Annotated in this window: 29 protein-coding genes and 4 pseudogenes; 1 reads left to right on the top strand and 32 read right to left on the bottom strand. The window is 50.8% G+C overall.

The genetic code is table 11. The features are described from left to right. Nucleotides 1-65: 65 nt before the first annotated feature. The 28 genes and pseudogenes from rplQ to rpsJ form a co-directional block, all read right to left on the bottom strand. Nucleotides 66-452: a 50S ribosomal protein L17 gene (rplQ, locus tag WLO32_RS01875; RefSeq protein ID WP_008457198.1), complete on the bottom strand. Its 387-nt coding sequence runs from the start codon at nt 450-452 to the stop codon at nt 66-68. Between the two features lie 40 nt (nt 453-492). Next, nucleotides 493-1,482, bottom strand: coding sequence for a DNA-directed RNA polymerase subunit alpha (locus WLO32_RS01870; RefSeq protein WP_002438685.1), 990 nt, complete (start codon nt 1,480-1,482; stop codon nt 493-495). Between the two features lie 25 nt (nt 1,483-1,507). Next, nucleotides 1,508-2,128: a 30S ribosomal protein S4 gene (rpsD, locus tag WLO32_RS01865; protein ID WP_202308084.1), complete on the bottom strand. Its 621-nt coding sequence runs from the start codon at nt 2,126-2,128 to the stop codon at nt 1,508-1,510. A 34-nt stretch (nt 2,129-2,162) separates the two neighbouring features. Then, entirely contained in the window at nt 2,163-2,552 is a 390-nt protein-coding gene (gene rpsK / locus WLO32_RS01860; RefSeq protein WP_004138423.1) for a 30S ribosomal protein S11, read from the bottom strand. A 16-nt stretch (nt 2,553-2,568) separates the two neighbouring features. Beyond that, nucleotides 2,569-2,925 (bottom strand): 30S ribosomal protein S13, encoded by a 357-nt coding sequence (gene rpsM / locus WLO32_RS01855; RefSeq protein ID WP_121264456.1) that lies wholly within the window; start codon nt 2,923-2,925, stop codon nt 2,569-2,571. Nucleotides 2,926-3,071: 146 nt separating this feature from the next. Next, on the bottom strand, nt 3,072-3,188 hold the full coding sequence (rpmJ, locus tag WLO32_RS01850; protein ID WP_000868187.1) for a 50S ribosomal protein L36: 117 nt from the start codon (nt 3,186-3,188) through the stop codon (nt 3,072-3,074). 30 nt (nt 3,189-3,218) lie between these two features. After that, nucleotides 3,219-4,550, bottom strand: a complete 1,332-nt coding sequence (gene secY / locus WLO32_RS01845; protein WP_121264453.1) for a preprotein translocase subunit SecY — start codon at nt 4,548-4,550, stop codon at nt 3,219-3,221. A 7-nt stretch (nt 4,551-4,557) separates the two neighbouring features. Continuing rightward, nucleotides 4,558-4,992, bottom strand: coding sequence for a 50S ribosomal protein L15 (gene rplO, locus WLO32_RS01840; protein ID WP_121264450.1), 435 nt, complete (start codon nt 4,990-4,992; stop codon nt 4,558-4,560). A gap of 3 nt (nt 4,993-4,995) precedes the next feature. Continuing rightward, the gene (gene rpmD / locus WLO32_RS01835) at nt 4,996-5,175 is read right to left on the bottom strand and encodes a 50S ribosomal protein L30 (protein WP_004846568.1); all 180 of its coding nucleotides are present in this window, start codon (nt 5,173-5,175) and stop codon (nt 4,996-4,998) included. A 6-nt stretch (nt 5,176-5,181) separates the two neighbouring features. Next, nucleotides 5,182-5,682, bottom strand: coding sequence for a 30S ribosomal protein S5 (gene rpsE, locus WLO32_RS01830; RefSeq protein WP_121264447.1), 501 nt, complete (start codon nt 5,680-5,682; stop codon nt 5,182-5,184). A gap of 9 nt (nt 5,683-5,691) precedes the next feature. After that, complete coding sequence (rplR, locus tag WLO32_RS01825; RefSeq protein WP_435946986.1) at nt 5,692-6,051, bottom strand: 50S ribosomal protein L18; 360 nt, start codon at nt 6,049-6,051, stop codon at nt 5,692-5,694. Nucleotides 6,052-6,060: 9 nt separating this feature from the next. Next, nucleotides 6,061-6,594 carry a 50S ribosomal protein L6 gene (gene rplF, locus WLO32_RS01820; protein ID WP_121264441.1) on the bottom strand — a complete coding sequence of 178 codons (534 nt, stop codon included), beginning with the start codon at nt 6,592-6,594 and terminating at the stop codon, nt 6,061-6,063. 13 nt (nt 6,595-6,607) lie between these two features. Beyond that, nucleotides 6,608-7,000 (bottom strand): 30S ribosomal protein S8, encoded by a 393-nt coding sequence (gene rpsH / locus WLO32_RS01815; RefSeq protein WP_121264439.1) that lies wholly within the window; start codon nt 6,998-7,000, stop codon nt 6,608-6,610. A 33-nt stretch (nt 7,001-7,033) separates the two neighbouring features. Beyond that, a complete protein-coding gene (gene rpsN, locus WLO32_RS01810; protein WP_121264437.1) occupies nt 7,034-7,339 on the bottom strand; it encodes a 30S ribosomal protein S14 in 306 nt (101 codons plus the stop codon). Nucleotides 7,340-7,352: 13 nt separating this feature from the next. After that, the gene (rplE, locus tag WLO32_RS01805) at nt 7,353-7,892 is read right to left on the bottom strand and encodes a 50S ribosomal protein L5 (RefSeq protein WP_435928811.1); all 540 of its coding nucleotides are present in this window, start codon (nt 7,890-7,892) and stop codon (nt 7,353-7,355) included. A gap of 14 nt (nt 7,893-7,906) precedes the next feature. After that, nucleotides 7,907-8,221: a 50S ribosomal protein L24 gene (gene rplX / locus WLO32_RS01800; RefSeq protein WP_007724317.1), complete on the bottom strand. Its 315-nt coding sequence runs from the start codon at nt 8,219-8,221 to the stop codon at nt 7,907-7,909. A 10-nt stretch (nt 8,222-8,231) separates the two neighbouring features. Then, nucleotides 8,232-8,603: a 50S ribosomal protein L14 gene (gene rplN, locus WLO32_RS01795; protein WP_008457164.1), complete on the bottom strand. Its 372-nt coding sequence runs from the start codon at nt 8,601-8,603 to the stop codon at nt 8,232-8,234. A gap of 167 nt (nt 8,604-8,770) precedes the next feature. Further along, complete coding sequence (gene rpsQ, locus WLO32_RS01790; RefSeq protein WP_000130100.1) at nt 8,771-9,025, bottom strand: 30S ribosomal protein S17; 255 nt, start codon at nt 9,023-9,025, stop codon at nt 8,771-8,773. Next, nucleotides 9,025-9,217, bottom strand: a pseudogene (gene rpmC / locus WLO32_RS01785) (50S ribosomal protein L29). Before rpmC ends, rpsQ begins: the two are co-directional and overlap by 1 nt. Continuing rightward, nucleotides 9,217-9,627, bottom strand: coding sequence for a 50S ribosomal protein L16 (gene rplP, locus WLO32_RS01780; RefSeq protein WP_008927134.1), 411 nt, complete (start codon nt 9,625-9,627; stop codon nt 9,217-9,219). Before rplP ends, rpmC begins: the two are co-directional and overlap by 1 nt. Nucleotides 9,628-9,638: 11 nt before the next feature. Continuing rightward, nucleotides 9,639-10,340, bottom strand: a complete 702-nt coding sequence (gene rpsC / locus WLO32_RS01775) for a 30S ribosomal protein S3 (RefSeq protein WP_000529945.1) — start codon at nt 10,338-10,340, stop codon at nt 9,639-9,641. 17 nt (nt 10,341-10,357) lie between these two features. Further along, nucleotides 10,358-10,690: a 50S ribosomal protein L22 gene (rplV, locus tag WLO32_RS01770; protein WP_002919773.1), complete on the bottom strand. Its 333-nt coding sequence runs from the start codon at nt 10,688-10,690 to the stop codon at nt 10,358-10,360. Between the two features lie 14 nt (nt 10,691-10,704). Next, nucleotides 10,705-10,983: a 30S ribosomal protein S19 gene (gene rpsS / locus WLO32_RS01765; RefSeq protein WP_001138115.1), complete on the bottom strand. Its 279-nt coding sequence runs from the start codon at nt 10,981-10,983 to the stop codon at nt 10,705-10,707. Between the two features lie 16 nt (nt 10,984-10,999). Next, nucleotides 11,000-11,822: pseudogene (rplB, locus tag WLO32_RS01760) on the bottom strand (50S ribosomal protein L2). A gap of 19 nt (nt 11,823-11,841) precedes the next feature. Then, nucleotides 11,842-12,144 carry a 50S ribosomal protein L23 gene (gene rplW / locus WLO32_RS01755; RefSeq protein ID WP_121264427.1) on the bottom strand — a complete coding sequence of 101 codons (303 nt, stop codon included), beginning with the start codon at nt 12,142-12,144 and terminating at the stop codon, nt 11,842-11,844. Then, entirely contained in the window at nt 12,141-12,746 is a 606-nt protein-coding gene (gene rplD / locus WLO32_RS01750; RefSeq protein WP_121264423.1) for a 50S ribosomal protein L4, read from the bottom strand. Before rplD ends, rplW begins: the two co-directional genes overlap by 4 nt. A 10-nt stretch (nt 12,747-12,756) precedes the next feature. Beyond that, nucleotides 12,757-13,386, bottom strand: coding sequence for a 50S ribosomal protein L3 (rplC, locus tag WLO32_RS01745; RefSeq protein ID WP_016538466.1), 630 nt, complete (start codon nt 13,384-13,386; stop codon nt 12,757-12,759). A 31-nt stretch (nt 13,387-13,417) separates the two neighbouring features. Further along, a complete protein-coding gene (gene rpsJ / locus WLO32_RS01740) occupies nt 13,418-13,729 on the bottom strand; it encodes a 30S ribosomal protein S10 (protein WP_001181005.1) in 312 nt (103 codons plus the stop codon). 380 nt (nt 13,730-14,109) lie between these two features. Between rpsJ and WLO32_RS01735 the strand changes: the two genes are divergently transcribed. Then, nucleotides 14,110-14,577 carry a prepilin peptidase gene (locus WLO32_RS01735; RefSeq protein ID WP_435946985.1) on the top strand — a complete coding sequence of 156 codons (468 nt, stop codon included), beginning with the start codon at nt 14,110-14,112 and terminating at the stop codon, nt 14,575-14,577. Nucleotides 14,578-14,603: 26 nt separating this feature from the next. Here the strand turns inward: WLO32_RS01735 and bfr are convergent, their stop codons facing one another. The 4 genes and pseudogenes from bfr to fusA all read right to left on the bottom strand — a co-directional run bounded on the left by bfr (nt 14,604) and on the right by fusA (nt 18,869). Next, nucleotides 14,604-15,080, bottom strand: a complete 477-nt coding sequence (gene bfr / locus WLO32_RS01730) for a bacterioferritin (protein ID WP_435946984.1) — start codon at nt 15,078-15,080, stop codon at nt 14,604-14,606. 72 nt (nt 15,081-15,152) lie between these two features. Then, nucleotides 15,153-15,347 carry a bacterioferritin-associated ferredoxin gene (gene bfd, locus WLO32_RS01725; RefSeq protein ID WP_121264415.1) on the bottom strand — a complete coding sequence of 65 codons (195 nt, stop codon included), beginning with the start codon at nt 15,345-15,347 and terminating at the stop codon, nt 15,153-15,155. A gap of 149 nt (nt 15,348-15,496) precedes the next feature. After that, nucleotides 15,497-16,682 (bottom strand): annotated as a pseudogene (tuf, locus tag WLO32_RS01720) (elongation factor Tu). Nucleotides 16,683-16,753: 71 nt separating this feature from the next. Continuing rightward, nucleotides 16,754-18,869: pseudogene (gene fusA, locus WLO32_RS01715) on the bottom strand (elongation factor G). Nucleotides 18,870-18,962 lie beyond the last annotated feature (93 nt).

Genomic DNA, 18,962 nt, shown 5'->3' with positions numbered 1-18,962 from the left:
TTCGGGAAGGGAAATTACAGGCATAAAAAAACCGGGCAAGCCCGGTTTTTCTATGTTACTGCAGATTACTCTGCAGCAGCTTCTGTTTGAGACTCGGCGCGATCAACCAGCTCGATGTAAGCCATCGGAGCATTATCGCCAGCACGGAAGCCACACTTCAGAATACGAGTGTAACCACCTGCACGGCTCGCAAAACGCGGACCCAGTTCATTAAACAGTTTTGCCACGATCTCGTTATCACGAGTACGGGCGAATGCCAGACGACGATTAGCAACGCTATCAGTCTTGGCAAGAGTAATCAGCGGCTCAACTACGCGACGCAGCTCTTTCGCTTTAGGCAGGGTCGTCTTGATGATTTCATGACGAACCAGTGAACCTGCCATGTTGCGGAACATTGCCTGGCGATGGCTGCTGTTGCGGTTCAGTTGACGACCACTCTTACGATGGCGCATGACCTTATCCTTCTCAGTAAAACCTTAACCTGTGATCCGGTTACTCGTCAGCGATGCTTGCCGGTGGCCAGTTTTCCAGGCGCATGCCCAGAGACAGTCCACGGGAAGCCAGCACGTCTTTAATCTCGGTAAGAGATTTTTTACCAAGGTTAGGCGTTTTAAGCAGCTCAACCTCGGTACGCTGTACCAGATCACCGATATAGTGGATAGCTTCTGCCTTAAGGCAGTTAGCAGAGCGGACAGTCAATTCCAGATCGTCAACAGGGCGCAGCAAGATCGGATCGAATTCTGGTTTCTCTTCTTTAACTTCCGGCTGACGTACATCACGTAAGTCAACGAAAGCTTCAAGTTGTTCAGCCAGAATGGTTGCCGCACGACGAATCGCCTCTTCAGGATCGATTGTGCCGTTGGTTTCCATTTCGATGACCAGCTTGTCCAGGTCGGTACGCTGTTCAACACGCGCTGCTTCAACATTGTAGGCAATACGCTCTACAGGGCTGTAGCAGGCGTCGACCAGCAGACGGCCGATTGGGCGCTCATCTTCTTCCGAATGAATTCGGGCAGAGGCCGGCACATAACCGCGACCGCGCTGAACTTTGATACGCATGCTAATAGATGCGTTCTCATCGGTCAGGTGGCAGATCACGTGCTGCGGCTTGACGATTTCGACATCACCATCATGGGTAATGTCGGCTGCAGTCACAGGGCCAATGCCAGATTTATTCAGGGTAAGAATAACTTCATCTTTACCTTGAACTCTCACCGCCAGCCCTTTCAGGTTGAGCAGGATCTCCAGGATATCTTCCTGAACGCCTTCTTTGGTGCTGTACTCATGTAGTACACCATCAATCTCAACTTCGGTCACCGCGCAACCCGGCATCGACGAAAGCAGAATACGGCGCAGTGCGTTACCAAGAGTATGGCCAAAGCCACGCTCTAAAGGCTCAAGGGTCACCTTGGCGTGCGTCGAACTCACTTGCTCGATATCTACCAGGCGCGGTTTTAGAAACTCTGTCACAGAACCCTGCATTGTGTCCTCTCTTTGGTACTAAGCTTTACTTGGAGTAAAGCTCGACGATCAGGTGTTCGTTAATGTCCGCAGACAGATCGGTACGCTCAGGCTTACGCTTAAACACACCTTCCATCTTGGCAGCATCAACTTCCAGCCAGGTTGGCTTTTCACGCTGCTCAGCCAGCTCCAGAGCGGCCTTCACGCGAGATTGCTTTTTGGCTTTCTCACGGATGCTGACTACGTCATTCGGAGTTACCTGATAAGAAGCGATGTTAACAACGCGACCGTTTACCATTACTGACTTGTGGCTAACCAGCTGACGTGCTTCTGCACGAGTAGCGCCAAAGCCCATACGGTAAACAACGTTGTCCAGACGACCTTCCAGCAGAGCCAACAGGTTTTCACCGGTGTTGCCTTTCAGACGAGCTGCTTCTTTATAGTAGTTACGGAACTGACGCTCCAGCACACCGTAGATACGGCGAACTTTCTGCTTTTCACGCAACTGCACACCATAGTCAGACAGACGCGGTTTACGCGCACCGTGCTGGCCAGGAGCTTGTTCAATTTTACACTTGGTATCGATCGCGCGAACGCCAGACTTAAGGAATAAGTCGGTGCCCTCACGACGGCTCAGCTTGAGCTTAGGACCCAAATATCTTGCCATTTTCTTTCTCCAACAAACCTAAAAAAACGGGGCGTTATACGCGACGTTTTTTCGGCGGACGACAACCGTTGTGAGGGATCGGAGTCACATCAGTAATATTAGTGATGCGGAAACCAGCGGCGTTCAGAGCACGAATAGTAGATTCGCGACCCGGACCCGGTCCCTTAACCATAACTTCCAGGTTCTTGATACCGTATTCTTTCACGGCTTCTGCGCAACGCTCTGCTGCAACCTGAGCTGCGAACGGAGTTGATTTGCGAGAACCACGGAAACCGGAACCACCGGCAGTTGCCCAACCCAATGCGTTACCTTGACGATCGGTAATAGTAACGATTGTGTTGTTGAAAGAAGCATGGACATGAGCCACGCCGTCAGAGACTTGTTTTCTTACACGCTTACGTGCACGAACTGGTGCCTTTGCCATTATTCAATCACCCCGATTATTTCTTGATCGGTTTGCGCGGACCCTTACGGGTACGGGCGTTGGTCTTGGTACGCTGACCGCGTACTGGAAGACCACGACGATGACGCAAACCGCGATAGCAACCAAGGTCCATCAGACGCTTGATGCTCATGCTCACTTCACGGCGCAGATCACCTTCAACGACAAATTTGGCAACTTCGTCACGCAGCGTGTCGATTTGTTCTTCAGACAGCTCACTGATCTTAACATCTTCAGCGATACCCGCAGAGGCACAAATGGCCTTGGAGCGAGTCTTGCCGACACCGTAAATCGAAGTCAATGCGATTACGGCATGTTTCTGATCAGGAATGTTAATGCCTGCTATACGGGCCACTATGCACTCCTACTATTTTGATTATGCGTCCCATACCGAAAAGCCCGTTTTCAGGATACTCAAATGGAAACGCATAGACATACAAAAGATTGGCTGGCTAATCTAGCCAGCTCAACCCAACTTTGCAAGAAAAATATGCGAGATAATCAGCCTTGACGCTGTTTATGCTTCGGCTCGGCGCTGCAAATCACGCGAATAACACCGTCACGCTTAACGATTTTGCAGTTACGACATAATTTCTTGACGGAAGCACGAACTTTCATTTTTACTCTCCGTAACTTCTCAAGCGACGATTAACGGCCGTAGCCTTTCAGGTTCGCTTTCTTCAATGCAGACTCGTACTGACTGGACATCATCAGAGTTTGCACTTGAGCCATAAAGTCCATGATGACCACGACGACGATAAGCAGTGATGTCCCACCGAAGTAGAACGGCACTTTCATCGCATCACGCATGAACTCCGGGATTAGGCAGATAAAGGTAATGTAGAGCGCACCAACCAGGGTCAGGCGGGTCATTACTTTATCAATATACTTCGCCGTTTGTTCTCCCGGACGAATTCCTGGTACAAATGCACCGGACTTCTTCAGGTTATCTGCTGTTTCACGCGGGTTGAAAACCAACGCCGTATAGAAGAAACAGAAGAAGATGATTGCAGACGCATAGAGTAACACATAAAGCGGTTGCCCAGGCTGCAAATACAGCGAAATTGTTGTCAGCCAGTTCCAACCGGTACCGCCCCCGAACCATGACGCGATGGTCGCCGGGAACAGAATAATACTGGAAGCAAAGATCGCCGGGATAACCCCTGCCATGTTCACTTTCAGCGGTAAATGCGTGCTCTGCGCAGCATAGACACGACGACCCTGTTGACGTTTCGCGTAGTTCACCACAATGCGGCGTTGGCCACGCTCAACAAAAACAACGAAGAAGGTCACTGCGAATACTAATACTGCAACCAACAGCAACAGGAGGAAGTGCAGGTCGCCTTGCCGCGCTTGTTCGATGGTATGGCCAATGGCCGGCGGTAAACCCGCAACGATACCCGCGAAGATTATGATTGAGATACCGTTGCCGATACCACGTTCAGTAATCTGTTCGCCAAGCCACATCAGGAACATAGTCCCGGTGACCAGACTCACAACAGCGGTGAAATAGAATGCAAAGCTTGGGTTTAACACCAAGCCTTGCATACCAGGCATATTCGGTAAACCGGTAGCAATACCGATTGACTGGAATATTGCCAACACCAGGGTGCCGTAACGGGTGTACTGGCTGATCTTACGACGACCAGACTCCCCTTCTTTCTTTAACTCTGCTAACGCTGGATGAACCACCGTCAGCAGCTGGATAATAATCGATGCCGAAATATACGGCATGATACCCAATGCAAAGATAGAAGCACGGCTGAGAGCACCACCAGAGAACATGTTAAACATTTCAATGATAGTGCCTCGCTGTTGTTCAAGCAGTTTGGCAAGTACAGCGGCATCAATACCAGGGATCGGAATAAAAGAGCCAATGCGGAACACAATCAGCGCACCGATAACAAACATCAGTCTGCGTTTCAGCTCGCCAAGCCCACCTTTAGCACTTTGAAAATCTAATCCCGGTTGCTTTGCCATCTGCTACTTATTCCTCGATTTTACCGCCAGCAGCTTCGATAGCAGCACGAGCGCCTTTGGTGACACGCAGGCCGCTAACAGTTACCGGACGAGTGACCTCGCCAGACAGGATCACTTTCGCGAACTCAATCTGAATACCGATAATGTTTGCTGCTTTCAGCGTGTTCAGGTCAACTACGTCGCCTTCAACTTTCGCCAGATCGGACAGACGAATCTCTGCGGTGATCATTGCCTTGCGAGAGGTGAAACCGAATTTCGGCAGACGACGGTACAACGGCATCTGGCCACCTTCGAACCCACGACGTACGCCACCGCCAGAACGAGAGTTCTGACCTTTGTGACCACGACCGCCGGTTTTGCCGAGACCAGAACCGATACCACGACCCAGACGCTTGGAAGCGTGCTTAGACCCTTCGGCCGGAGACAGAGTATTTAAACGCATCTCTTACTCCTCAACTTTAACCATGTAGGAAACCGCGTTGACCATACCGCGTACAGCAGGAGTATCCTCGCGCTCTACGGTGTGGCCAATACGACGCAGACCCAGGCCAAGCAGCGTTGCCTTATGTTTCGGCAGACGACCGATTGCACTGCGGGTTTGTGTAATTTTAATAGTCTTTGCCATGGTCAATTACCCCAGAATTTCTTCAACGGATTTACCACGCTTGGCAGCGACCATTTCCGGAGACTTCATATTCGCCAGGCCATCAATAGTTGCACGAACCACGTTAATCGGGTTGGTGGAACCATATGCTTTAGCCAGAACGTTATGTACTCCAGCGACTTCCAGAACGGCGCGCATTGCACCACCGGCGATGATACCGGTACCTTCGGAAGCCGGCTGCATGAACACACGAGAACCTGTGTGCACGCCTTTAACAGGGTGCTGCAGGGTGCCGTGGTTCAGCGCGACGTTAATCATGTTGCGACGGGCTTTTTCCATCGCTTTCTGGATCGCTGCTGGAACTTCACGCGCTTTACCGTAGCCAAAACCAATGCGACCGTTACCATCGCCAACCACTGTCAGAGCAGTGAAGGAGAAAATACGACCACCTTTAACGGTTTTAGATACGCGATTTACCGCGATCAGCTTTTCCTGCAGTTCGCCAGCTTGTTTTTCGATGTGAGCCATCTTACACCTCTACCTTAGAACTGAAGGCCCAGCATCACGGGCAGCATCTGCCAGTGCCTGGACACGACCATGATATTGGAAACCAGCACGGTCAAAAGCAACAACGGTGATGCCTTTTTCCAGCGCGCGCTCTGCAACAGCTTTACCCACAGCTGCAGCGGCGTCTTTGTTTCCAGTGTACTTCAATGGCTCAGCGATAGCTTTCTCTACAGTAGAGGCAGCTACCAGAACTTCTGAACCGTTTGGTGCGATAACCTGTGCGTAAATGTGACGCGGGGTACGATGTACCACCAGACGAGTCGCACCCAGTTCTTTAAGCTTGTGACGTGCGCGGGTCGCACGACGGATACGAGCAGATTTCTTATCCATAGTGTTACCTTACTTCTTCTTAGCCTCTTTGGTACGCACGACTTCGTCGGCGTAACGAACACCCTTGCCTTTATATGGCTCAGGACGACGGTAGGCACGCAGGTCAGCAGCTACTTGGCCGATCATCTGTTTATCAGCGCCTTTCAGCACGATTTCAGTTTGAGTCGGACATTCAGCAGTGATACCCGCTGGCAGCTTATGCTCAACAGGGTGAGAGAAGCCCAAGGCTAAATTCACCACGTCGCCTTTAACAGCCGCACGATAACCTACACCAACCAGCTGCAGCTTCTTAGTGAAGCCTTCGGTAACACCGACAACCATTGCATTTAATAACGCACGAGTGGTGCCCGCCTGGGCCCACGCGTTTGCAAAGCCTTCGCGCGGAGCGAAAGTCAGAGCATTATCAGCGTGATTAACTTCAACAGCATCGTTGATAGTACGAGTCAGCTCGCCGTTCTTACCTTTGATCGAAATAACCTGACCGTTGAGTTTTACCTCTACGCCAGCAGGAATAACGACCGGTGCTTTAGCAACACGAGACATTTTATTCCTCCAATTAGGCTACGTAGCAGATAATTTCGCCACCAAGACCAGCCTGGCGCGCTGCACGATCAGTCATAACACCTTTAGAGGTAGAAACGACAGCAATACCCATACCGGCCATAACTTTAGGCAGCTCATCTTTTTTCTTATAGATGCGCAGACCTGGGCGGCTGACTCGCTGAATGCTCTCTACCACAGCCTTGCCCTGGAAATACTTAAGAGTAAGTTCCAGTTCAGGCTTAGTGTCGCCTTCAATTTTAAAATCTTCGATATAGCCTTCTTCTTTCAGCACGTTGGCAATTGCCAATTTCAGCTTGGAGGAAGGCATGGTGACCGCAACTTTATTCGCGGCTTGACCGTTACGGATACGGGTCAGCATATCCGCGATCGGATCTTGCATGCTCATCTGTCTTTACTCCCGTGATTCAATTGGTGACAATTACCAGCTAGCCTTCTTAAGACCCGGAATTTCACCGCGCATAGCGGCTTCACGGACCTTAATACGGCTCAACCCGAACTTCCGCAGGAAAGCGTGCGGACGACCAGTTTGACGGCAGCGGTTACGCTGACGAGACGGGCTGGAATCACGCGGCAGGGACTGCAGCTTAAGAACTGCATCCCAACGTTCTTCGTCGGATGAGTTCACACCAGAGATAATAGCTTTCAATTCCTCGCGTTTAGCGCGGTATTTGTCAGCCAGTTTTACGCGAACGACTTCGCGTGCTTTCATGGATTGCTTAGCCATTAGTAACCCTACCTTACTTGCGGAATGGGAAGTTAAAGGCAGCCAGCAGAGCACGGCCTTCATCATCAGATTTCGCAGTAGTGGTAATGGTAATATCCAAACCACGAACGCGATCGACTTTGTCGTAGTCGATTTCTGGGAAGATGATCTGCTCACGGACACCCATGCTGTAGTTACCACGGCCATCGAATGACTTAGCGGACAAGCCACGGAAGTCACGGATACGTGGTACAGCAATGGTGATCAGGCGCTCAAGAAACTCCCACATGCGTTCGCCACGCAGAGTTACTTTACAGCCGATCGGATAGCCCTGACGGATTTTGAAGCCTGCAACAGATTTGCGTGCTTTGGTGATCAACGGCTTTTGACCGGAGATTGCTGTCAGATCGGCTGCTGCGTTATCCAGCAGTTTCTTGTCAGCGATCGCTTCACCAACACCCATATTCAGGGTGATCTTCTCGACCCGAGGGACTTGCATGACAGAATTGTAGCTAAACTCAGACATGAGTTTTTTAACTACTTCGTCTTTGTAGTAATCATGCAGTTTCGCCATCGTACTACTCCAAATTACTTGATAGTTTCGCTGTTAGACTTGAAGAAACGGACTTTTTTGCCGTCTTCGAATCTAAAGCCTACACGGTCAGCCTTGCCGGTTGCCGCATTGAAGAGCGCAACGTTGGAAACCTGAATTGCGGCTTCTTTTTCAACGATGCCACCTGGTTGGTTCAGGGCCGGAACCGGCTTCTGATGTTTCTTAACCAGGTTGATACCTTCAACGATGACCTTGCCGGAAGACAAGACATTCTTAACTTTACCGCGTTTACCTTTATCTTTACCGGTTAACACGATAACTTCGTCATCACGACGGATTTTCGCTGCCATGATTCGCTCCTTAGAGTACTTCTGGTGCCAGAGAGATAATTTTCATGAACTTCTCATTACGCAGTTCACGAGTTACCGGCCCAAAAATACGCGTGCCGATTGGCTGCTCGCTGTTATTATTTAAAATAACGCATGCATTACCATCGAAGCGAATGACAGAACCGTCCGGGCGACGAACACCCTTCTTGGTGCGCACCACTACCGCTTTCAGCACATCGCCTTTCTTCACCTTACCGCGAGGAATTGCTTCCTTGATGGTAATTTTGATGATGTCGCCGACGCCTGCGTAGCGACGGTGCGAGCCACCCAGAACCTTGATACACATTACGCGACGTGCGCCGGAGTTGTCGGCCACGGTCAGCATAGTCTGTTCTTGGATCATTTCAGTGCTCCGCTAATGTCAACTACTACTTCGGGACCTATATATTAGGTCGTAAAAAGCCCCATAAACGAGGGCGCGGCATTATAACACCGGTTCCAGGATATGGGTAGAAAAAATAAACGGCCCACTACTGAGCCGTTTATTTGTTTTTGAGAAGGCTTACTGTATTACAGAACCGCTTTCTCTACAACGCGAACCAGCGTCCAGGACTTAGTCTTGGACAGTGGACGGCATTCGCGGATTTCAACCACGTCGCCGATACCACATTCGTTGTTCTCGTCATGTACGTGCAGTTTGGTCGTACGCTTGATGAATTTACCGTAGATCGGGTGTTTCACGAAACGTTCGATGGCAACAACAATGGATTTCTCCATTTTATCGCTGACAACGCGACCTTGCAGAGTACGGATTTTATCGGTCATTACGCACCCGCCTTCTGAGTCAATAAAGTCTTAACACGCGCAACATCGCGACGCACTTGCTTAAGCAGGTGAGTCTGTTGCAGCTGGGCCACTGGCAGCTTGCATACGCAGGTTGAACTGCTCGCGCAGCAGGTTCAGCAGCTCGGTGTTCAGCTCTTCGACGCTCTTTTCACGCAGCTCTTTTGCTTTCATTACATCACCGTCTTAGTTACAAAGGTGGTTTTAATCGGCAGTTTCGCTGCTGCCAGCTTGAAGGCTTCACGGGCCAGCTCTTCAGGTACGCCGTCCATTTCATACAGGACTTTACCTGGCTGGATCAAGGCAACCCAATACTCCACGTTACCTTTACCTTTACCCATACGCACTTCAAGCGGCTTTTCGGTGATTGGTTTATCCGGGAATACACGGATCCAGATCTTACCCTGACGCTTAACTGCACGTGTCATGGCACGACGTGCTGCTTCGATCTGACGTGCAGTCAGACGACCACGGCCAACAGCTTTCAGACCGAAAGTGCCGAAGCTAACATCCGTTCCTGCAGCCAGACCACGGTTGCGGCCTTTGTGCACTTTACGGAATTTTGTACGCTTTGGTTGTAACACAGCGACTCTCCTTACTTACGGCCTTTACGCTGCTGCTTTTTAGGTTGAGCAGCCGGTTTTTCCGGTTGTTCAACAGCAGCCATCCCACCCAGGATCTCACCTTTGAAGATCCACACTTTAACGCCGATTACACCATAAGTGGTGTGCGCTTCAGAGGTGTTGTAGTCGATGTCAGCACGCAGAGTGTGCAACGGCACGCGACCTTCACGGTACCATTCGGTACGTGCGATCTCGGCGCCGCCCAGACGGCCGCTTACTTCAACTTTGATACCTTTAGCGCCCAGACGCATGGCGTTCTGTACAGCACGCTTCATAGCACGACGGAACATAACGCGACGTTCCAGCTGAGAAGTGATGCTGTCAGCAACCAGTTTTGCGTCCAGTTCAGGCTTACGAACTTCGGCGATATTGATCTGTGCAGGCACGCCAGCGATATCCGCTACGACCTTGCGCAGTTTTTCTACGTCTTCGCCTTTCTTACCGATAACGATGCCAGGACGAGCGGTGTGAATAGTCACACGAATGCTCTTAGCCGGACGCTCGATAACGATACGAGATACAGACGCCTTCGCCAGTTCCTTAGTCAGGTACTGACGAACTTTAAAATCGCTGTCCAGGTTGTCAGCGAATTCTTTGGTGTTCGCAAACCAGGTAGAGTTCCATGGTTTTACAATACCCAGGCGAATACCATTAGGATGTACTTTCTGACCCATTGCTAGTCTCCAGAGTCTCAGCGATCGGACACAACCACAGTAATGTGGCTGGTGCGCTTCAGGATGCGATCTGCACGACCTTTTGCACGCGGCATAATGCGCTTCATGCTAGGGCCTTCGTCTACGAAGATTTTCGCGACTTTCAGATCGTCAATGTCAGCGCCATCGTTGTGTTCAGCGTTAGCAATGGCAGATTCCAGTACTTTCTTAACCAATACAGCCGCTTTCTTATTGGTGTAGGTCAGAATATCCAGAGCCTGCGACACTTTCTTACCGCGAATCAGGTCAGCAACAAGGCGAACCTTCTGAGCAGAAGAACGAGCATGGCGATGTTGAGCTAAAGTTTCCATCTCTTCCTCCTACCTTATTTCTTCTTCGCTTTTTTATCAGCAGCGTGGCCGCGATAAGTACGAGTCGGTGCGAATTCACCCAGCTTGTGACCGACCATTTCATCGGAAACAAAAACTGGAACGTGCTGACGACCATTATGGACAGCGATGGTCAAACCGATCATGTTAGGAAAGATCGTTGAACGACGGGACCAAGTGCGCAGGGGCTTCTTGTCACCGCTTTCCACCGCTTTCTCTACCTTCTTCAGCAAGTGCAGGTCAATAAAAGGACCTTTCTTGAGAGAACGTGGCATGGCTTATCCTCTAAAATTATTTGCTACGGCGACGTACGATAAATTTATCAGTACGCTTGTTGCTGCGGGTCTTCTTACCTTTGGTCTGAACGCCCCACGGAGTTACCGGGTGCTTACCAAAGTTACGACCTTCACCACCACCATGTGGGTGATCGACTGGGTTCATCGCAGTACCGCGAACGGTAGGACGAACACCACGCCAGCGAGCGGCACCCGCTTTACCCAGAACGCGCAGCATATGCTCAGCATTGCCAACTTCGCCCAGTGTCGCGCGGCAGTCAGCTTCGACTTTACGCATTTCACCAGAACGCAGACGCAGGGTAACGTAAGCACCATCACGTGCAACGATCTGCACATAGGTACCAGCGGAACGTGCCAGCTGACCGCCTTTACCTGGTTTCATTTCTACGTTATGAACAGTAGAACCAACCGGGATGTTGCGCATCGGCAGGGTGTTACCAGCTTTGATTGCAGCATCAACGCCAGACTGAATCTGGTCGCCAGCTTTCAGGGCCTTTAGGGGCCAGGATGTAACGGCGCTCGCCATCTTTGTACAGAACCAGTGCGATGTTCGCAGAACGGTTCGGATCGTACTCAAGACGCTCAACAACAGCTGGGATACCGTCTTTGTTGCGTTTGAAGTCAACAATACGATAAGCCTGCTTGTGACCACCACCGATGTGACGAGTGGTGATGCGGCCATTGTTGTTACGGCCACCGGATTTGCTGTTTTTTTCAACCAGCGGAGCAAAAGGTTTGCCCTTATGCAGCTCAGGGTTGACCACTTTAACGACGTGGCGACGACCCGGAGATGTCGGTTTACATTTAACAATTGCCATTGTTCTTTACTCCTCCGACTTACTCAGCGCCGCCGATGAAGTCCAGATTCTGGCCTTCCTTCAGGGTGACGTAAGCTTTTTTCCAGTCGCTACGACGACCGATACGCTGTCCATGACGCTTAGTTTTCCCTTTAACAACCAGGGTAGTCACGTCATTGACTTCGACTTCAAACAGTTTCTGCACAGCAGCTTTGATTTCTGCTTTAGTCGCGTCTTTAGCAACTTTGAGAACGATGGTGTTGTGCTTTTCCATCGCAGTAGACGCTTTTTCAGAAACGTGCGGTGCGCGAAGCACCTTCAGCAGACGTTCTTCACGAATCATGCCAGCATCTCCTCAACTTGCTTAACAGCATCAGCAGTCATAACCACTTTGTCGAAGGCGATCAGGCTAACCGGGTCGATTGCTGCTACATCGCGTACGTCAACCTTATGCAGGTTACGTGCGGCCAGGAACAGATTCTCATCCAGTTCGCCGGTGATGATCAGCACATCTTCCAGAGCCATGTCTTTCAGTTTCTGAGCAAGCAGCTTAGTTTTAGGCGCTTCAACAGAGAACTGTTCGACAACGATCAGACGATCCTGACGTACCAGTTCGGACAGAATGCTTTTCAGCGCGCCGCGGTACATCTTTTTGTTAACTTTTTGACTGTGGTCCTGCGGGCGAGCAGCGAAGGTCACGCCACCGGAACGCCAGATCGGGCTCTTGATAGAACCTGAACGCGCACGGCCGGTACCTTTCTGGCGCCACGGTTTTTTACCGGAACCAGTTACTTCAGCACGGGTCTTCTGAGCACGAGTACCTTGACGGGCACCAGCTGCATAAGCAACTACAACCTGATGTACCAGCGCTTCGTTGAAATCACGACCGAAGGTAGTTTCGGAAACAGTCAGCGCGCTTTGCGCGTCTTTCAATACTAATTCCATTGCTATCCCCTTACGCCTTCACAGCTGGTTTAACGATCAGGTCGCTACCGGTTGCACCCGGGACCGCACCTTTCACCAGCAGCAGGTTGCGCTCAGCGTCAACGCGTACTACGTCCAGGCTCTGAACGGTTACGCGTTCGTTACCCAGTTGGCCTGCCATTTTCTTGCCTTTGAACACTTTGCCCGGAGTCTGGTTCTGACCGATAGAACCCGGAACGCGGTGAGACAAGGAGTTACCGTGTGTCGCGTCCTGGGTACGGAAGTTCCAGCGCTTAACGGTACCTGCGAAACCTTTACCTTTAGAGGTACCGGTTACGTCAACTTTTTTAACTTCAGCAAACAGCTCAACGCTAATGTCCTGACCTACGGTGAACTCTTCGCCTTCAGCAAGACGGAATTCCCACAGACCACGGCCAGCTTCAACGCCAGCTTTAGCAAAGTGACCAGCTTCCGGCTTGGTTACACGGTTAGCTTTTTTAGCACCAGTGGTCACCTGAACAGCGCGGTAGCCGTCGTTAGCCAGGTCTTTAACCTGAGTAACACGGTTTGCTTCTACTTCAATTACGGTTACTGGGATAGAAACGCCGTCTTCAGTGAAGATACGGGTCATACCCACTTTTTTACCGACTAAACCAATCATTGTTTCAACCTCTCAATCGTCAATGACCTGATTAACCCAGGCTGATCTGCACGTCTACACCGGCAGCCAGATCCAGACGCATCAGAGCATCAACGGTTTTCTCAGTTGGCTCAACGATGTCAACCAGACGCTTGTGAGTGCGGATTTCGTACTGATCGCGCGCGTCTTTGTTGACGTGCGGGGAGATCAGAACGGTAAAGCGCTCTTTGCGGGTCGGCAGCGGGATCGGACCACGGACTTGCGCACCAGTGCGCTTAGCAGTCTCGACGATTTCCGCAGTTGATTGATCGATCAGACGATGATCAAACGCTTTAAGGCGGATACGGATTCTTTGGTTCTGCATGAGACCAGAGCTCCAATTATTTTATAGACGAAAAAAATTACTACTCGCACCCATTACGATTGATGGGAGAGTGTAATCGTTCATACATAGCCTCCCTGTTGGAGACATTGTTGGCAGCAAAATCACTACCAGGGTTCATATCGAACCAGCCGTCAATTAAGACAGGCCCGCGCATTATACGTAAATACGGCCACGAAGCAAGTCACGCTTACGAATTAAACAGCCTTTTCTGCAAGACAGACGAGGCAGCTTCCATTTACCGTGTAAAACATGCAGGCGCTGGTGAAACCCTGGAAGGTATGCCGGGAAACGGTAAACCGCCCCTTCTCCCCTTCTGCGCTCCGCAGTAGTGTCGTATAACATTTTCAGGAGCAGCGACCATGATGACTCTTCCTTCCCTGTCGGTAACTTGCTTTATAGGTGTATACATTGGGTTATTGCTGCGGCTTAGCTGGATAGATCTGAAACAACGTCTGTTGCCGGACGCTCTGAACTATGCGCTGTTATGGTCCGGGCTATTGTTCCATGTGTTTTTTAATACGGAGCGACTGGCTTCAGCGGTGACGGGAGCCGCCGCGGGTTATTTAAGCCTGTGGATAGTGTACTGGTGCTACTTTTTCTTGCGCAAATGCGAGGGTATCGGATATGGAGATATGAAGCTGCTGGCTGCGCTGGGCGCGTGGCACGGCTGGCAAAATCTGCAGTGGATTGTGTTAATAGCGGCGATATGCGGCTTAGCGACGGCGGGAACAGCTAAAATCTGGCGGGCTGATTCTGGGGATTTCACCACGCCGCTACCTTTTGGGGCCCTGCCTTGCGATAGCGGGTGGTGTTACAGGATGGTTTAATCATTACCCTTTACAGATTCACCAGCTCAACTGGCTTCTTTAAGCTGCGACTGAAGATAATTCTGCAGGCCGATTTTGGCAATCAGGTCCAGTTCCGTTTCAAGCCAGTCGATGTGATGCTCTTCCTCAGAGAGGATTTGGATCATCATGTCGCGGCTGACGTAGTCATGGATGGTATCCGCATAGGCGATGGCTTCGCGCAGATCTCTGGCGCCTTCCATTTCGAGATTGAGATCCGAGCGCAGCATCTCTTCCACATCTTCGCCAATTTGAAGCTTGCCTAAGTCCTGCAGGTTGGGAATGCCCTCAAGGAATAAAATACGCTCGATATACTTATCGGCATGCTTCATTTCATCGATGGATTCATGGTACTCAACTTCGTTGAGGCGCATCAGGCCCCAGTTTTTGAACATTCTCGCATGGAGAAAATACTGATTGATCGCGACAAGCTCGTTTCCCAATAATTTATTGAGATAATTTATTATCTTAATATCACCTTTCATTTTTTACTCCCTCCGCTTCCACTACATGAAGCGTAGATGTAGCACGGAGTAAGTCAAAAAAAAGTGACTGGCTTAAGCAATCTCTTTAAATTCCGGGATCTGTAACAGCTCTTCCTGCATGATTTCCCGTGCCGCACGAACGCACTTCCCGCACTGGTTTCCTACCGGAATAAACTTGCGAAGCTGCTGGAAAGATTGTGGCTGAAACTGGCGCACTGCCTGGCGAATTTTTTTATCACTTACACCGTTACACAAGCAAACGTACATAGGCACTCCCGTTCAAATTCTGCGCAAAGTGTAAATGAGAATAGTTATGATTACAATAGCACAGCGGCGTTTGACGGTGATGCCGGCCTGAAAAAAATGTAAAAAAAAGAGCGCCTGAGCGCTCTTTTTTCATACAAAGATATCAGCGATTAAGCGATAACTTTAGCAACAACACCGGCACCAACGGTACGGCCGCCTTCACGGATTGCGAAACGCAGACCGTCGTCCATCGCGATTGGGTGGATCAGGGTAACAACCATTTTGATGTTGTCGCCCGGCATGACCATCTCAACGCCTTCCGGCAGTTCGATGGTACCGGTCACGTCAGTTGTACGGAAGTAGAACTGTGGACGGTAGCCTTTGAAGAACGGAGTGTGACGGGCCGCCTTCGTCTTTGGACAGGATGTACACTTCAGATTCGAACTGGGTGTGTGGCTTGATGGAGCCTGGCTTAGCCAGAACCTGACCACGTTCGATTTCTTCACGTTTGATACCACGCAGCAGAACGCCAACGTTCTCGCCCGCACGGCCTTCGTCCAGCAGTTTGCGGAACATTTCAACGCCGGTACAGGTGGATTTCGCGGTATCTTTGATACCAACGATTTCAACTTCTTCACCAACCTTGATGATGCCGCGCTCTACACGACCGGTAACAACGGTACCACGACCGGAGATGGAGAATACGTCTTCGATTGGCAGCAGGAACGGCTTGTCGATAGCACGCTCTGGCTCAGGGATGTAGGAATCCAGGAAGCCTGCCAGTTCAACGATTTTCGCTTCCCACTCAGCTTCGCCTTCCAGCGCTTTCAGTGCGGAACCGCGAACGATTGGGGTATCGTCGCCCGGGAAGTCGTACTGGGACAGAAGTTCACGAACTTCCATTTCCACCAGTTCCAGCAGCTCTTCGTCATCAACCATGTCGCATTTGTTCAGGAACACGATGATGAAAGGAACGCCTACCTGACGACCCAGCAGGATGTGCTCACGGGTCTGCGGCATCGGGCCGTCAGTTGCAGCAACAACCAGGATTGCGCCGTCCATCTGAGCCGCACCGGTGATCATGTTTTTCACGTAGTCGGCGTGCCCTGGGCAGTCAACGTGCGCGTAGTGGCGAGTCGGGGTGTCATACTCAACGTGGGAAGTGTTGATGGTGATACCACGAGCTTTTTCTTCCGGCGCGTTATCGATCTGGTCGAATGCACGAGCAGAACCGCCGTAGGTTTTAGCCAGAACGGTAGTGATTGCTGCAGTCAGAGTAGTTTTACCATGGTCAACGTGGCCGATTGTGCCGACGTTAACGTGCGGTTTTGTACGTTCAAATTTTTCTTTAGACACGGCTATATTCCTTACTATAGTGCTCTCCCCTCAAGGAGAGAGCACGGGATCATTGTTTTAAAACCCAGGGCTTATTTACCACGGGCTTCGATTACGGCCTGAGCAACGTTGTTCGGCGCATCATCATACTTCAGGAACTCCATGGAGTAAGAAGCACGACCTTTGGTCAGAGAACGCAGTTGAGTTGCGTATCCGAACATTTCAGACAGCGGAACTTCAGCGTGAATCACAACGCCGGTAACGTTAGATTCTTGACCGCGCAGCATACCACGACGACGGCTAAGGTCACCGATGACGTCACCAGTGTTCTCTTCCGGCGTTTCAACTTCAACCTTCATGATAGGCTCAAGCAGAACCGGTTTCGCTTTCTTAAAGCCATCTTTAAAGGCGATAGAAGCGGCCAGTTTAAACGCCAGCTCAGAGGAGTCAACGTCATGGTAAGAACCGAAGTGCAGACGCACGCCGAGATCGACTACCGGGTAACCCGCCAGCGGACCAGACTTAAGCTGCTCCTGGATACCTTTATCAACGGCCGGGATGTATTCGCCAGGAATTACACCACCTTTAATGTCGTTGATGAACTCGTAGCCTTTCGGGTTTGAACCCGGCTCCAGTGGGTACATGTCGATAACAACATGACCGTACTGACCACGACCACCAGACTGCTTGGCGTGTTTACCTTCGATATCGGTAACTTTCGCGCGAATCGCTTCGCGGTAAGCAACCTGAGGTTTACCGACGTTCGCTTCAACGTTGAACTCACGCTTCATGCGGTCAACGATGATGTCCAGGTGAAGTTCACCCATACCCGCGATGATAGTCTGGTTAGATTCTTCATCAGTCCATACGCGGAATGATGGGTCTTCTTTAGCCAGACGGCCCCAGAGCCAGACCCATTTTTTCCTGGTCGGCTTTGGTTTTCGGTTCTACCGCGATGGAGATTACCGGCTCAGGGAATTCCATACGCTCCAGAATGATCACGTTGTCTGGATCACACAGGGTGTCACCAGTCGTCACGTCTTTCAGACCGATAGCAGCAGCGATGTCGCCTGCGCGAACTTCTTTGATCTCTTCACGCTTGTTAGCGTGCATCTGAACGATACGACCAAAACGCTCACGAGCAGCTTTCACGGAGTTCAGTACGGTATCACCAGAGTTAACCACGCCAGAGTACACGCGGAAGAAGGTCAGGTTACCTACGAACGGGTCGGTTGCGATTTTGAATGCCAGCGCAGCGAATGGTTCATCATCGCTTGCATGACGCTCAGCTGGCGTATCTTTACCGTCGTCCAGAATACCGTTGATAGCAGGAACGTCAGTTGGTGCCGGCAGGTAATCAATTACCGCATCCAGCATCGCCTGAACACCTTTGTTCTTAAATGCAGAACCACAGGTTACGAGGATGATTTCGTTGTTCAGCACGCGCTGACGCAGAGCCGTCTTGATTTCTTCCTCGGTCAGCTCTTCGCCGCCCAGGTATTTTTCCATCAGCTCTTCAGAAGCTTCAGCTGCGGACTCAATCAGGTTCTGGTGCCATTCTTCAGCCAGATCGACCATATCAGCAGGGATATCTTCGTATTCGAAGGTTACGCCCTGATCGGCATCGTTCCAGTTGATAGCTTTCATTTTCACCAGGTCAACAACACCGGTGAAACCTTCTTCAGCACCAATCGCCAGCTGAAGCGGAACAGGGTTCGCGCCCAGACGGGATTTGATCTGGCCTACAACTTTCAGGAAGTTAGCACCCATACGGTCCATTTTGTTAACGAACGCGATGCGTGGAACTTTGTATTTGTTAGCCTGACGCCATACGGTCTCAGACTGTGGCTGAACACCACCAACTGCGCAGTAAACCATGACCGCACCGTCAAGAACACGCATGGAACGTTCTACTTCGATGGTGAAGTCAACGTGCCCGGGGGTGTCGATGATGTTTACGCGATGCGGTTCATACTGCTTAGCCATACCTGACCAGAACGCAGTAGTTGCAGCGGAGGTAATGGTGATACCACGCTCCTGCTCCTGCTCCATCCAGTCCATGGTGGCTGCGCCGTCATGAACTTCACCGATTTTGTGGTTTACACCGGTGTAGAACAGAATACGTTCGGTAGTAGTGGTTTTACCGGCGTCGATGTGTGCACTGATACCGATGTTACGGTAGCGTGCAATGGGTGTTGTACGAGCCATTTGATTCCTCTATATCCTGGGACGTTCAATTAAGTAACCCAAAGCGGGCAGCTTTTTTGAAGCGCCCGCCTGGTGACTAACACTCCGAAGGGA

The organism is Dryocola mayonis, from assembly GCF_051307045.1.
GTDB lineage: Bacteria > Pseudomonadota > Gammaproteobacteria > Enterobacterales > Enterobacteriaceae > Dryocola.
This window is presented reverse-complemented; position numbering and strand designations above follow the sequence as displayed.

Excerpts from the sequence above, each read along its gene's own strand:
- rplQ (WP_008457198.1), bottom strand. The coding sequence starts at position 452 with ATGCGCCATCGTAAGAGTGGTCGTCAACTGAACCGCAACAGCAGCCAT.
- WLO32_RS01870 (WP_002438685.1), bottom strand. The coding sequence starts at position 1,482 with ATGCAGGGTTCTGTGACAGAGTTTCTAAAACCGCGCCTGGTAGATATC.
- rpsD (WP_202308084.1), bottom strand. The coding sequence starts at position 2,128 with ATGGCAAGATATTTGGGTCCTAAGCTCAAGCTGAGCCGTCGTGAGGGC.
- rpsK (WP_004138423.1), bottom strand. The coding sequence starts at position 2,552 with ATGGCAAAGGCACCAGTTCGTGCACGTAAGCGTGTAAGAAAACAAGTC.
- rpmJ (WP_000868187.1), bottom strand. The coding sequence starts at position 3,188 with ATGAAAGTTCGTGCTTCCGTCAAGAAATTATGTCGTAACTGCAAAATC.
- secY (WP_121264453.1), bottom strand. The coding sequence starts at position 4,550 with ATGGCAAAGCAACCGGGATTAGATTTTCAAAGTGCTAAAGGTGGGCTT.
- rplO (WP_121264450.1), bottom strand. The coding sequence starts at position 4,992 with ATGCGTTTAAATACTCTGTCTCCGGCCGAAGGGTCTAAGCACGCTTCC.
- rpmD (WP_004846568.1), bottom strand. The coding sequence starts at position 5,175 with ATGGCAAAGACTATTAAAATTACACAAACCCGCAGTGCAATCGGTCGT.
- rpsE (WP_121264447.1), bottom strand. The coding sequence starts at position 5,682 with ATGGCTCACATCGAAAAACAAGCTGGCGAACTGCAGGAAAAGCTGATC.
- rplR (WP_435946986.1), bottom strand. The coding sequence starts at position 6,051 with ATGGATAAGAAATCTGCTCGTATCCGTCGTGCGACCCGCGCACGTCAC.
- rplF (WP_121264441.1), bottom strand. The coding sequence starts at position 6,594 with ATGTCTCGTGTTGCTAAAGCACCGGTCGTTATTCCTGCTGGCGTAGAG.
- rpsH (WP_121264439.1), bottom strand. The coding sequence starts at position 7,000 with ATGAGCATGCAAGATCCGATCGCGGATATGCTGACCCGTATCCGTAAC.
- rpsN (WP_121264437.1), bottom strand. The coding sequence starts at position 7,339 with ATGGCTAAGCAATCCATGAAAGCACGCGAAGTCGTTCGCGTAAAACTG.
- rplE (WP_435928811.1), bottom strand. The coding sequence starts at position 7,892 with ATGGCGAAACTGCATGATTACTACAAAGACGAAGTAGTTAAAAAACTC.
- rplX (WP_007724317.1), bottom strand. The coding sequence starts at position 8,221 with ATGGCAGCGAAAATCCGTCGTGATGACGAAGTTATCGTGTTAACCGGT.
- rplN (WP_008457164.1), bottom strand. The coding sequence starts at position 8,603 with ATGATCCAAGAACAGACTATGCTGACCGTGGCCGACAACTCCGGCGCA.
- rpsQ (WP_000130100.1), bottom strand. The coding sequence starts at position 9,025 with ATGACCGATAAAATCCGTACTCTGCAAGGTCGCGTTGTCAGCGATAAA.
- rpsC (WP_000529945.1), bottom strand. The coding sequence starts at position 10,340 with ATGGGTCAGAAAGTACATCCTAATGGTATTCGCCTGGGTATTGTAAAA.
- rplV (WP_002919773.1), bottom strand. The coding sequence starts at position 10,690 with ATGGAAACTTTAGCTCAACATCGCCATGCTCGTTCTTCTGCTCAGAAG.
- rpsS (WP_001138115.1), bottom strand. The coding sequence starts at position 10,983 with ATGCCACGTTCTCTCAAGAAAGGTCCTTTTATTGACCTGCACTTGCTG.
- rplW (WP_121264427.1), bottom strand. The coding sequence starts at position 12,144 with ATGATTCGTGAAGAACGTCTGCTGAAGGTGCTTCGCGCACCGCACGTT.
- rplD (WP_121264423.1), bottom strand. The coding sequence starts at position 12,746 with ATGGAATTAGTATTGAAAGACGCGCAAAGCGCGCTGACTGTTTCCGAA.
- rplC (WP_016538466.1), bottom strand. The coding sequence starts at position 13,386 with ATGATTGGTTTAGTCGGTAAAAAAGTGGGTATGACCCGTATCTTCACT.
- rpsJ (WP_001181005.1), bottom strand. The coding sequence starts at position 13,729 with ATGCAGAACCAAAGAATCCGTATCCGCCTTAAAGCGTTTGATCATCGT.
- WLO32_RS01735 (WP_435946985.1), top strand. The coding sequence starts at position 14,110 with ATGATGACTCTTCCTTCCCTGTCGGTAACTTGCTTTATAGGTGTATAC.
- bfr (WP_435946984.1), bottom strand. The coding sequence starts at position 15,080 with ATGAAAGGTGATATTAAGATAATAAATTATCTCAATAAATTATTGGGA.
- bfd (WP_121264415.1), bottom strand. The coding sequence starts at position 15,347 with ATGTACGTTTGCTTGTGTAACGGTGTAAGTGATAAAAAAATTCGCCAG.